Source organism: Streptomyces sp. ADI95-17 (assembly GCF_003846175.1).
GTDB classification, from domain to species: domain Bacteria; phylum Actinomycetota; class Actinomycetes; order Streptomycetales; family Streptomycetaceae; genus Streptomyces; species Streptomyces sanglieri.
Genome location: NZ_ML123046.1, coordinates 266,450 through 278,588 on the forward strand (window position 1 = coordinate 266,450; position 12,139 = coordinate 278,588).

General features: G+C 71.8%; 10 protein-coding genes. 7 read left to right on the forward strand and 3 right to left on the reverse strand.

Annotated elements, in window-relative coordinates; translation table 11 throughout:
• The first annotated feature begins 288 nt into the window (after positions 1-288).
• The 4 genes from EES42_RS15060 (at position 289) to EES42_RS15075 (ending at position 5,417) form a co-directional block, all read left to right on the forward strand.
• The gene (locus EES42_RS15060) at positions 289-1,362 is read left to right on the forward strand and encodes a quaternary amine ABC transporter ATP-binding protein (protein WP_124718740.1); all 1,074 of its coding nucleotides are present in this window, start codon (positions 289-291) and stop codon (positions 1,360-1,362) included.
• A complete protein-coding gene (locus EES42_RS15065; protein ID WP_124718741.1) occupies positions 1,355-3,991 on the forward strand; it encodes an ABC transporter permease/substrate binding protein in 2,637 nt (878 codons plus the stop codon). Before EES42_RS15060 ends, EES42_RS15065 begins: the two co-directional genes overlap by 8 nt.
• A gap of 160 nt (positions 3,992-4,151) precedes the next feature.
• On the forward strand, positions 4,152-4,697 hold the full coding sequence (locus EES42_RS15070) for a helix-turn-helix domain-containing protein (protein WP_124718742.1): 546 nt from the start codon (positions 4,152-4,154) through the stop codon (positions 4,695-4,697).
• Positions 4,698-4,709: 12 nt separating this feature from the next.
• Positions 4,710-5,417: a helical backbone metal receptor gene (locus EES42_RS15075; protein ID WP_124718743.1), complete on the forward strand. Its 708-nt coding sequence runs from the start codon at positions 4,710-4,712 to the stop codon at positions 5,415-5,417.
• Here the strand turns inward: EES42_RS15075 and EES42_RS15080 are convergent.
• Entirely contained in the window at positions 5,356-6,534 is a 1,179-nt protein-coding gene (locus EES42_RS15080) for a TDT family transporter (RefSeq protein ID WP_124718744.1), read from the reverse strand. The two genes, EES42_RS15075 and EES42_RS15080, sit on opposite strands and share 62 nt — an antisense overlap.
• A 70-nt stretch (positions 6,535-6,604) precedes the next feature.
• Here EES42_RS15080 and EES42_RS15085 point away from each other — a divergent pair, with 70 nt between their 5' ends.
• The gene (locus tag EES42_RS15085) at positions 6,605-7,528 is read left to right on the forward strand and encodes a LysR family transcriptional regulator (protein ID WP_124718745.1); all 924 of its coding nucleotides are present in this window, start codon (positions 6,605-6,607) and stop codon (positions 7,526-7,528) included.
• A gap of 52 nt (positions 7,529-7,580) precedes the next feature.
• A complete protein-coding gene (locus EES42_RS15090) occupies positions 7,581-8,540 on the forward strand; it encodes a phosphotransferase family protein (protein ID WP_124718746.1) in 960 nt (319 codons plus the stop codon).
• Between the two features lie 96 nt (positions 8,541-8,636).
• Here EES42_RS15090 and EES42_RS15095 read toward each other — a convergent pair whose 3' ends face one another.
• Positions 8,637-9,332 (reverse strand): FadR/GntR family transcriptional regulator, encoded by a 696-nt coding sequence (locus EES42_RS15095; protein WP_124719373.1) that lies wholly within the window; start codon positions 9,330-9,332, stop codon positions 8,637-8,639.
• Positions 9,333-9,567: 235 nt separating this feature from the next.
• Between EES42_RS15095 and EES42_RS15100 the strand changes: the two genes are divergently transcribed.
• Positions 9,568-10,539, forward strand: coding sequence for a DUF2510 domain-containing protein (locus EES42_RS15100; protein ID WP_124718747.1), 972 nt, complete (start codon positions 9,568-9,570; stop codon positions 10,537-10,539).
• Between the two features lie 15 nt (positions 10,540-10,554).
• Here the strand turns inward: EES42_RS15100 and EES42_RS15105 are convergent, their stop codons facing one another.
• Positions 10,555-11,757 carry an amino acid deaminase/aldolase gene (locus EES42_RS15105; protein WP_124718748.1) on the reverse strand — a complete coding sequence of 401 codons (1,203 nt, stop codon included), beginning with the start codon at positions 11,755-11,757 and terminating at the stop codon, positions 10,555-10,557.
• Between the last annotated feature and the right edge of the window lie 382 nt (positions 11,758-12,139).

Genomic DNA, 12,139 nt, shown 5'->3' on the forward strand with positions numbered 1-12,139 from the left:
TACGCACATTGACCCCGAGGTGAAGGAACGGACAACGGCGGCCATCGCCAAGATGTGACCTGGATCACTCTTGTGTTTGCTTCGTGTAAGCGGGGGCAGGCGCGCAGCCGGAGCGGATCACGTACCGGTTTCAACCAGTGCACGTGCCATGCGGGCAGAATCCGCGCCGCTCCACGGTCTGCCGGAGGGGGTGGCAGACCGTTTTTCGGTTCAACCCGCGAGGTGTATGTGTCAAGGCTGCAAGCTGAACGCTTGTACAAAGTGTTCGGCAGACGACCCGATCAAGCCGTGCAGAAGCTCGAAGGCGGCGCCGACCGCGACGAGCTGCGCGCCGACGGAACGACCGCAGCGGTGATCGACGCCTCGTTCACCGTCGAACCGGGACAGATCTTCGTCGTGATGGGGCTGTCCGGGTCCGGAAAGTCCACGTTGCTGCGCATGCTCAACGGACTTCTGGAGCCCACTGCCGGACGCGTGCTCTTCGACGGCCAGGACCTGACCGCCCTGAGCCCCGCCGAGCTGCGACACGTCCGGTCCACCAAGATCAGCATGGTGTTCCAGCACTTCGCGCTGTTCCCCCACCGCAGCGTGCTGGAGAACGCCGGGTACGGCCTGGAAGTGCAGGGCGTACCGCGTGCCGAGCGCGAGAAGCGCGCCGCCGAGGCACTGGAGCTGACCGGCCTGGCCGGCTGGGAGAAGTCCTGGCCCGACGAGCTGTCCGGCGGCATGCAGCAGCGTGTCGGCCTGGCCCGTGCCCTGGCCACCGACGCCGACCTGCTGCTGATGGACGAGTCCTTCAGCGCGCTCGACCCGCTGATCCGCCGCGACATGCAGGACCAGCTGCTCGAACTGCAGAAGCGGCTGAAGAAGACCATCGTCTTCATCACCCACGACCTCAACGAGGCCATGCGCCTCGGCGACCGTATCGCCGTGATGCGCGACGGGAGGATCGTCCAGCTCGGCACCGCCGAGGACATCCTCGTCACCCCGGCCAACGACTACGTCGCCTCCTTCACCCAGGACGTCGACCGGACCCGGGTGCTGACCGCCGGCGCCATCATGGCCGAGCCGCACACCGTCATGGGCACCAGCACGGACGACGGCAAGGAGCTGCGCACCGCCGCCGACGTGCTCGCGGCCGCCCCGGCCACCGTCACCGAGTCCACGCCGATCATCGAGCTGTTCACGCCCTGCTCGCAGAGCGGGGTCGCGGTCGCCGTGACCGACGCCGAGGGCAAGCTCATCGGTGTCGTCCCGCGCGCCCGGCTGCTCGCCGTCCTCGGCGAGCCGATGACCCCCGCCGAGGCCCCGAAGGACGTCCGGACCGGCACGACCGTCACGAAGAAGGTGGCCAGTGTTTAGGCTCCCTCTCGGTGACTGGGTCGACTCCGCCGTCGACTGGCTCCAGACCCATCTCGCCTGGCTGTTCGACGCGATCAGCTCCATAGTCAGCAACATGTTCGACGGCATAGCCGCCGTTCTCTCCGCCCCCGCCCCGCTGCTCTTCGCGGGCATCGTCGCGGTCATCGCCTGGTGGCTGCGCGGTCTGCTCGCCGGTGTGCTCGCCTTCGTGGGCTTCGCCGTCATCGACTCCGTCGAGCTGTGGGACGAGGCGATGGACACCCTCACCCTGGTGCTCGTCGCCACCATCATCGCGCTGGTGCTGGCCGTACCGCTGGGCATCTGGGCGTCCCGCTCCAAGACCGTCAGCGCGGTGACCCGGCCGGTCCTGGACTTCATGCAGACCATGCCCGCCATGGTCTACCTGATCCCCGGCGTCATCTTCTTCGGCGTCGGCGTGGTGCCCGGCATCATCGCCACCATCATCTTCTCGCTGCCTCCGGGCGTCCGGATGACCGAACTCGGCATCCGCCAGGTCGACGGCGAGCTCGTCGAGGCGGCCGAGGCCTTCGGCACCACCAAGCGCAACACCCTGCTGCGGGTCCAGCTGCCGCTCGCGCTGCCCACGATCATGGCGGGCATCAACCAGGTCATCATGCTGGGCCTGTCCATGGTGGTCATCGCCGGCATGGTCGGCGGCGGCGGCCTCGGCGGCGCCGTCTACCGCGCCATCGGCAACGTGGACGTCGGCCTCGGCTTCGAGGCGGGCATCTCCATCGTCATCGTGGCGATGTACCTGGACCGGATGACCGGCGCCCTCGGCCGCGAGGTCTCCCCGCTCGCCCGCCGCGCGCTCGCCAAGGCGCAGTCGATGGCCGGCGGCCTGAAGATCTGGAACCACCGTCCGCAGCCCGTGGTCGCGGTCTCCGGTGTGGTCGTCCTCGCGCTCGTCGCGGGCGCCCTGGGCATCTTCGGCTCCTCCGGTTCGGACGAGAAGAAGAACACCGCCGACGGTTCGGACATCGGCGCGGGCAAGAAGATCAGCATGGGTTACATCCCGTGGGACGAGGGCATCGCCTCCACCTTCCTCTGGAAGGAGATGCTGGAACGGCGCGGCTTCGAGGTCGACGTCAAGCAGTACGAGGCCGGCGCGCTCTACACCGGTATGGCCAACGGCCAGATCGACTTCGAGACCGACTCCTGGCTTCCGGTCACCCACGCCAGCTACTGGAAGAAGTACAAGGACAACCTTGAGGACATGGGCTCCTGGTACGGCCCCACCTCGCTGGAGCTGGCCGTCCCCTCGTACATGAAGGACGTCCAGTCGCTGGAGGACCTCAAGGGCAAGGGCTCGCAGTTCAAGGGCCGGATCGTCGGCATCGAGCCGAGCGCCGGTGAGACGGGCCTGCTCAAGGACAAGATCCTGCCGGGCTACGGCCTGGACAAGGAATACAAGGTCGTCGACGGCTCCACGCCCTCGATGCTGGCCGAGCTGAAGCGCTCGTACGCCAAGAAGGAACCGATCGTCGTTCCGCTCTGGTCGCCGCACTGGGCGTACAACCAGTTCGAGCTCACCAAGCTCAAGGACCCCAAGAACCTCTGGGGCAAGGGCGACGGCATCCACACCCTGGCCCGCAAGGGCTTCTCCGCCGACAACCCCGAGGTCGGCAACTGGCTCAAGAACTTCAAGATGACCGAGGACCAGCTCACCAGCCTTGAGGCGCAGATCCAGAAGTCCGGCTCCGGCAAGGAGCAGGAGGCGGTCCGCACCTGGCTGAAGGCCAACCCGGGCGTCGCCGACAAGTGGACCCCGGTCACCAAGGCCGCCGCGTCCAAGGGCGCGAGCGGCAAGGACGAGCGCGACCGCGCCGTCGAGATGGCCTGGTTCCCGTGGGAGGAGGACATCGCCGCCACGTACCTGTGGAAGGCGGTCCTGGAGGAGCGCGGCTACAAGATCAACCTCAAGCAGTTCGAGGTCGGTCCGATGTACACCGCGATGTCGCGCGGCCAGATCGACGTGCAGTTCGACGGCTGGCTGCCGTACACCCAGAAGAACTACTGGGAGAAGTACGGCTCGCAGCTGAGCGACCTCGGCTCCTGGTACGGCCCGACGTCCATCGAGGTCGCGGTCCCCTCCTACGTGAAGGACGTCAAGTCCCTCGCCGACCTCAAGGGCAAGGCCTCGCGGTTCAAGGGCCGGATCGTCGGCATCGAGCCCGGCACCGCCACGATGGAGAACCTCAAGAAGAACGTGCTGCCGACGTACGGCCTGGACAAGGAGTACGAGGTCGTCGACTCCTCGACGCCCGGCATGCTCGCCGAGCTGAAGCGCGCGTACGCCAAGAAGGAGCCCATCGCGGTGCTGCTCTGGACGCCGCACTGGGCGTACAGCGAGTACGGCATGACCAAGCTGGCGGACCCCGAGAAGGCCTTCGGCAACGGCGACCGGCTGCACACCATCGCGTCCAAGGACTTCCCGAAGAACTACCCGCAGCTGACGAAGTGGTTCAAGGACTTCAAGCTGAGCGAGGACCAGCTCGCCGGCCTGGAGAACCAGATCCAGAAGCGCGGCGCGGGCCACGAGGAAGAAGCGGTGAAGGCCTGGATGGAGACGAATCCGGGCATCGTGGACAAGATGGCTCCGCAGTAGGGCTTCCCGCAGGTCCCGAAGCACCGGAAAGGGTGGGCACCGCCGACGGCGGGCCCGCCCTTTCGGGGTTTTCGGACGCTCGTCATCCGGCCGACCTTGCGCAACCGTATGCGTAATGTGCTGGCAGCCGGAAGGATGACGAGTCGGGAGGGAGCCGGACATGGACGAGAAGGAAGCACTCCGCGTGGGCGCCGCGGTCCGCCGAAGGCGCAGAACCCTGGGGCTCACGCTGGCCGCGGTCGCCGGCCGCAGCGGTCTGTCCGTGCCGTTCCTCAGCCAGATCGAGAACGAGCGGGCCCGGCCCAGCGCCCGGTCGCTGGACCGGGTCGCCGAAGCCCTGGAGACCACCACGGCACGGCTGCGCGCCGCCGCGGACTCGGCGCGCTCCGTCGATGTCGTGCGGGCCGGCGAGGGCGACGGCGTACGCCGGGTGGTGCGCGGCCGCCACCAGCTCAGCGCCCTGGAGTTCACCGGGGAACTCGACCTCGGGCGCGAGTTCCAGCACCGCAACGACGAGGTGATGTACGTGGCACAGGGTGCCGCCGAGGTGGAGGCCGAAGGGCAGGCGTACCGGCTGGAGCAGGGCGACACCCTCTTCCTGTCCGGCGGGGTGCGGCACCGCTGGCGGGCCACTGTGCCCGGCACGCGGCTGCTGGTCGTCGCGGTCGCCGAGCACATCGACGCCACCTACGACCCGCGCCGCTGAGAGGGGTCCGCCGTGCGCGTCGTCTCCCTGGTCCCCTCGCTCAGCGAGGCCGTCGCCGTCACCGCGCCCGGCCTGCTGGTCGGCGCCACCGACTGGTGCACCCACCCGGCCGGACTGGCCGCGACCCGGATCGGCGGTACCAAGAATCCCGATGTTCCGGCCATTCTCGCGCTCCGGCCCGATCTGGTCGTCGCCAACGAGGAGGAGAACCGCGAGCCCGACCTCGCGGCGCTCCGGGCCGCCGGGACCGAGGTGCTCGTCACGGAGATCCGGACCCTCGACCAGGCCTTCGAGGAGCTGGACAGGGTCCTGGTCACCGCCTGCGGGCAGGCCAGGCCGCGCTGGCTGGACGAGGCCGAGGCGGCCTGGGCCGCGCTGCCGCCGCCCCGTGCACCGCGCCGCGCGATCGTGCCCATCTGGCGCAGGCCCTGGATGGTGCTGGGCAGCGACACCTTCGCCGGGGACCTGCTGGCCCGGCTCGGCGTCGGGAACGTGTACGCGGACCACGCCGAGCGCTATCCCCGTATCCCGCTCGACGTGCTCAACGCCGCGGGCGCCGATCTGGTCGTCCTGCCCGACGAGCCGTACCGCTTCACCCCCGACGACGGGCCCGAGGCCTTCCCCGCCCTGCCCGCCGCACTCGTCGACGGGCGGTACCTCACGTGGTACGGGCCGTCACTGGTGCGGGCGCCTGCGGCGCTGCGAGCAGCACTCCGCTGAACAGCCCGCGCAGTGTCCGCACCCCGGCCACCGCCCAGGCCGCCACCAGCAGCACGTACAGCGCGACGGCCAGCCAGGTGTACGCGGTGAGCCCGGTGTGCCGGGCCAGTCCTGCGGCACCCGTGACACACGTACCGACGGGGAAGGTGAAGCCCCACCACGTCATGCCGAAGGTCATGCCGTTGCGTGCGGCCCGCACCACCAGGGCGACGGCCAGCGCCAGCCACATCAGCGCGAACCCCATCACCGGGACCCCGTACAGCACGGCGAACGCCTGGAGCCCCGAGGCGTACGGCGCCCCGATCGCACCCTGCGCCACATCGGCGAGCTGGTTGACCGCGGTCGTCGACTGACCGAGCGGGCCGAGGACCAGGAACAGCGTGGGCGTCAGCGCGAGCGGCAGCGGACCCTGGTGGACGAGCCGGGCGAAGATCAGCGGCAGCATCACCAGCGTGGCCAGCAGGCTCAGACCGAACATCGCGTAGCAGGCCAGCAGCATCGCCTCCCGCCACTGACCGGCCGGCAGCTCCGGCACCAGCAGCGGGCCCAGAGCCGCGGAGACCATCGGCGCCACCACCGGCAGCAGCCACACCGGCGACGCGGTGCCGGGCTCGATCCGGTGGCGTACGACCATCAGATACGGGATCGCGACCGCGGCGGCCAGCCCGATCAGCGTGCCCGCCGTGTACAGCACCACGTCCAGGGCGAGCGCCGCCCGATGCCCGATCACGTCCTGGCCGACCACCATCGTCGAACCGCCGACCGCCAGCAGGGCCATCGACAGACAGCCGTAGAACGGGGCGACGGCAGGGTCGAGCAGATGACTGCGGGCCTGGTCGCGGTGGGCGATCCAGTGCCCGGTCCGGGCCGCCAGCACCGCGGCCAGCGCGACCGCCGCCAGCACCCACACCACCGTGCAGGCGGCCCGCAGCCCCGGCACGTGCACGGGCAGCGCGACTCCCGCGCTCGCGACGATCGAGGTGCCCATCACGGCCGCGTACCAGTTGGGGCCGAGGTACCGCAGGGCAGGCAGCCGCTCGGCGGCCGGGACCGGGGTCGAGGGCTGTCGCGGCTGATTCGCCTGCTGTGTCTGCTGCGTCTGCGGAAAGATGGCCATGCCACGATTTTCTCGGCGGGGGCCGGGCCCCACCAGGGAGTCCATGTCTATGAGGTCATAAGGTGGCTTTATGGCCGGCGAAGCACATGTCCCTCTCTCCCATCGGATCCCCGACCTCGGAGCGCTGGAACTCCTGCTCGCCGTCGCCCGGCACGGCAGCCTGGGGCGCGCCGCCCGCGACGTCGGCGTCACCCAGCCCGCCGCCAGCAGCCGGATCCGCTCAATGGAACGGCAGCTCGGCGTGGCCCTGCTGGACCGGTCACCGCGCGGCTCCCGGCTCACCGACGCGGGCGCGCTGGTCACCGACTGGGCGCGCAGGATCATCGAGGCGGCCGAGGCCTTCGACGCCGGCGCACAGGCGCTGCGCGACCGGCGGGACTCCAGACTGCGGGTCGCCGCCTCCATGACCATCGCCGAGTACCTGCTGCCCGGCTGGCTGATAGCGCTGCGCGCCGAACGGCCGGACACGGCGGTCTCGCTGCTGGCCGGGAACTCGGCGGCGGTGGCCGGCCGGCTGCTGGTCGGCGAGGCCGACCTCGGATTCGTGGAGGGCCTGTCCGTACCGGAAGGGCTCGACGGCACGGTCATCGCCCATGACCGCCTCGTCGTCGTGGTCGCCCCGTCCCACGCCTGGGCCCGCCGGATGACCCCCCTCACCCCGCAGGAACTGGCCGCGACCCCGCTCATCCTGCGCGAACACGGCTCCGGCACCCGCCAGGTCCTGGACGCGGCCCTCGCCGTGCACGGCGGCCTCGCCCAGCCGCTGCTCGAACTCTCCTCCACGACCGCGGTGAAGGGAGCGGCGGAGAGCGGCGCCGGTCCGTGCGTGCTGAGCGAACTGGCGCTCGGTGAGGAGCTGTCCTCGCGGCGCCTGGTCAAGGTCCCGGTCGCCGGAGTACGCCTGCGACGCCAGCTGCGCGCGGTCTGGCCCTCGGGCCACCGCCCGACGGGACCCGCCCGCGACCTGCTGTCACTGACCGCACGGGACGGCTGACCGGCCGCGAATACGCTGGCGGGCGCCCGGTCCGTGGCGGAAGAATGCGCGGATGGATGTGATCGCTCCACCCGCCGCCGGCGTCCGGCACCACTGGGCCGGCCTGCCCGCGCCCGTCCGCGAGGCCGTCGAGGACGTCCTCGGCGCCCGGGTCGTCGAGGCGCGCAGCCAGAGCGGCGGGTTCTCGCCGGGCGTCGCCGCCCGGGTCCGGCTCGCGGACGGACGGCGCGCGTTCGTCAAGGCGGTGAGCGCCGAGGCGAACCCGGGCAGCCCCGACCTGCACCGCGCCGAGGCCCGGCACACCGCGGCGCTCCCGCCCGGCGTCCCCGCACCCCGGCTGCTCGGCTCGTACGACGACGGCACCCACGTCGCCCTGGTCCTGGAGGACATCGACGGCCGCCAGCCCCGGGTCCCCTGGGACGCCGCCGAACTGGACCGGGTCCTCACGGCGGTCGGCGAGCTGGGCGCGGCCCTGACCCCGGCGCCGATCGACGCGCCCGCCGCGGCGGACCGCAAGGCGAGGATGTTCAGCGGCTGGCGGGACCTGCTGGCCGCGAGGGACAGCACCGGCCGGCTCGACCCGTGGGCGGCCCGCAGTCTCGGCCTGCTCGCGGAACTGGAGTCGGGCTGGGCGGAACCGGCCACCGGCGAAAGCCTCGCCCACAGCGACCTGCGGGCCGACAACATCCTGCTCACCGAGGACCGGGTGGTCTTCGTCGACTGGCCGCACGCGCTGCGGACCGCCCCCTGGTTCGACCTGCTGGCGATGCTGCCGAGCGTGGCGGCGCAGGGCGGCCCCGACCCCGAGGCCGTCTTCACCGCCCACCCGCTGGGCCGGAACGCCGACCCGGCGGGAGTGACGGCGGTACTCGCCGCGCTGACCGGCTATTTCGTGGCGGCTTCGCTGAAGCCCGCCCCGCCCGGCCTGCCGACGCTGAGGGCCTTCCAGGGGGCCCAGGGAGCGGCGGCGCTGCGATGGCTGCGCGGCAGGCTCGGGAACGCCGCGCCTTGAGACGGCCCCGCGGCCGACGCCCGGAACAGCCGGGAGAAATGGTGACGGACAAGACCTTTGGGCCCTTACCGGGCGCCGTGCCGTACCGGCCGCGACTCAGGTCAGGAACCCGCGCAACAGTGCGGCCGTACCCGCGCAGTGCTCGCGCATGACCGCGCGCGCGGCCTCCGCGTCCCCGTCGAGGACCGCCTCGACGAGGCTGGTGTGCTGGTGCTGCGAATGCTCAAGGTTCCGCACCAGCAGCGGTATGCAGTCCAGCAGGTCGTTCAGGGTGGCCCGGACGGCCGCGTACTGCGTGGTCAGCGACGCGGACCCGGAGAGCTCGGCCAGGGTCAGATGGAGCAGGGTGTCGCGCCTGCGGTAGTCCGTCAGCGGCGCCTCGTGGGTCGCCGCCAGGGCGGTACGCAGCCGGCCCGCGCCCTCGTCGTCGAGCCCCCGCGCCGCGCACAGCTCGGCCGCCCCGGCCTCCAGCACCTCGCGGAAGCGCAGCACGTCCTCGATGTCGACGGAGGCGATCCTGCGTCGCAGCTCGTCCTCGCCGGGGCTGCCGGTGCGCCGCAGCACGAACGTGCCGCCGTACCGGCCGCGCCTGCTCTCCACCAGGCCCTGGTCCTGGAGGACCTTCAGTACCTCGCGCAGGGTGACCCGGCTGATCCCCAGCAGCTCGGCGAGATCACGCTCGGCAGGCAGCCGCCCGCCGCCCGGCACCAGCCCGAGCCTGATCACCTGGAGGATCTGCTCCAGCGCCTCCTCGAAGCCGTTCCCCGCCCGGACGGGCCGCAGTACGGGCATCAGGCGGTCGATGAACTCGCTTTCCCCGGCCACGCCCCGTTCCCCTTCCAGGCCGACGGCCGGCCGTCCACGGCCCCGCCATCAATGGTTGATCCTCACACCTTAAGCTCACCTCAAGTCCTCCGTCCGGCCCGGTGCGGGGCGTCCCCGGACGTACCGGCCACCGCCCGAGGATGAATCGGACAGTCGGACAATCGGCGGGCTAGTGCCGGTGGCCGAACCCTAGAGTGTGGGGATGAGCAACGCGACGCCACCCGGCTGGTATCCGGACGCCGCGGCACCGGGCACCGACCGCTGGTGGGACGGCACCGCGTGGACCGCGCACACCCGCCCGGCCGCCGCGCCCCAGGCGTTCGGCCCGCCGGAACCGGTCGCCACCGCACCCCAGGACCTCCGCCTCCCCGGGCCGGCCGTCACCGCGTCCGGCAACGGCGGCACCGCTGCCGGCCGGGGCACCACCCGGACCGTCGCGCTCGCCGTGGCCGGGCTGCTCGTCGTCGGCGCAGCCGTCACCGGAGCCGTCCTGCTCGGCAGGGGCGACGACGGCGAGCGGCCCGAGGCCGGACCGAGCGGCTCCGTGACGCCCACCACCACCATGACGGACACCCCGTCGCCCACCGGCTCACCGGCCGAGGACGACCCGAAGGTCCTCGTCGACCAGCTCAACGGCATCACCCTGCCGATCCCCGACGGCTGGGAGAAGCCCGACCGGACGGTCGAACCGGTGCTCACCATGCGCACCGTCAACTCCTACGAATGCCCCGGCAGTTCCTCCGACTTCTGCTACCACGGCACCGTGACCAGCCGCATCGCGAGCGCCACCGACATCACCTCGGCCGAGGAACTCGCCGAGCACGACATCGCCACCGCCGCCGACGGCGCCTACGAGAAGAACCTCGTCGGCGACCGGATCCACGGCGGCATCACGTCCCACAAGGTGCTCGACTCCGCGTCCGTGAGCGTCGCCGGACGGGCCGGCTACCAGGTGCGCTGGCGGGTCGAGACGGGCAAGGGGCCCGGCGGCTATGTGCAGTCGCTCGTCTTCCCGTCCACGATCGGAACCGAGTCGCTGATCATCGTGCGCTACGCCTTCGACGCGGGCCCCGACGGGCCGCCGCTCTCGCTCATGGACACCATCACCAAGGCGATCCGGCCGATCGGTGACAGCGCCACGAGTGGCGGCGCGGGCAGCTCGATCGCACCCTGACGCGGGCCGCCCGGCTCAGAGGAACGTACGGCCCTCGCCCCGGTACGTCGGCACCGTCGCGGTGATCCGGTCGCCCTCGATCAGCTGCAACTCGTCGAAGCGCTCGCACAGTTCACCGGCCTTCGCGTGCCGGAACCACACCTTGTCACCGATCAGCAGATCGTCGGCCGGGGCGCCGAGCAGCGGGGTCTGCACCTCGCCGGGCCCCTCCTGCGGGTCGTAGCGCAGCCCCTCCGGCAGATACGGGACGGGCAGCCGGTCCGGGCCCGCCGGACCGGACGCCGGATAGCCGCCACCGAGAACCGTCACCACGCCCACACCGGGCCGGCGCACCACGGGATGGGCGAACAGCGCCGCCGGACGGGCCGTGAACGACGTGTAGTTGTCGAACAGCCTCGGTACGTAGAGCCCCGACCCGGCCGCGATCTCGGTCACCGCGCGCTCGGCCGCCGTGTGCTGCACACTGCCCGTGCCGCCGCCGTTCACGAACTCCAGGTCCGGCGCCACCGCCCGTACCGCACGCACCACTTCGGCCCGCCGGACGGCCAGCTCCCTGCGGCCCGCGGCCTGCATCAGCCGGACCGCCCGGGAGCGCAGCGGCTTGCCCGCGACGGAATCCCCGACCCCGGCGATATGACCCTCGTACGCCATCAGACCCACCAGCCGGAAGCCCGGCCGCCGCGCCACCGAGCGTGCCAGCTCCGCCAGTTGGGCGGGGGAGCGGAGCGGGGAACGCAGGGCGCCGACCCTGACCCGGCCGCCGAGCAGCCGGAGCGAGGTGTCCAGTTCCAGACAGACCCGGATCTCCTCGCCGCCACCCGCCCGCGCCGCGTCGATCAGCTCCAGCTGCGCGTGGTCGTCGACCATCACCGTCACCGCGGCGGCCAGCTTCGGATCGCCGGCCAGCTCGGCGAGGGCCGCCCGGTCGGCCGTCGGATACGCCAGCAGCACGTCCTCGAACCCGGCCCGCGCCAGCCACAGCGACTCCGCCAGCGTGAACGACATGATCCCGGCGAACCCGGGCCGGGCGAGCACCCGTTCCAGCAGGGCGCGGCAGCGCACGGACTTGCTCGCCACCCGGATCGGCTTCCCGGCCGCCCGGCGGACGAGGTCGTCGGCATTGGCGTCGAACGCGTCGAGATCGACGACGGCGATCGGGGCGTCCAGATGGGCGGTGGCCCGGTTGTAACGGGTGCGGTCAGCGGCACGGGCAGTCATGGCCGCAGCTTGCCAGACGTCCGTACCGCTGGGTAGGGGGACGATCTGCGCAGATCGTCCGGGACGGGAGGCCGCCCGCTCCCGCCGGGGCCTTTCCACCCCGTAGAGTGACGGCACGCGGCAACCAACGGGCCTGCCTGTTACGTCGATCCGCGCACGGTACGGAACGGGACCAGGGGGGCGGATGAGTACCGAGGCGCAGCGCGCTCCTGTCCCGCCCCGCCCCACGACCCCGCCACCGACGCCCGCGGCGCCTCCGGCGCAGGACCCCGCGGCGGCTTCCCCGACTCCGGCGGGCGCACCCGTTCCGACGAGCCGGAGCACACCACCGTCCGCGGCGGCCGTCCCGCCAGTGGAGACCACGGCCCGGCTGCGACCGGTA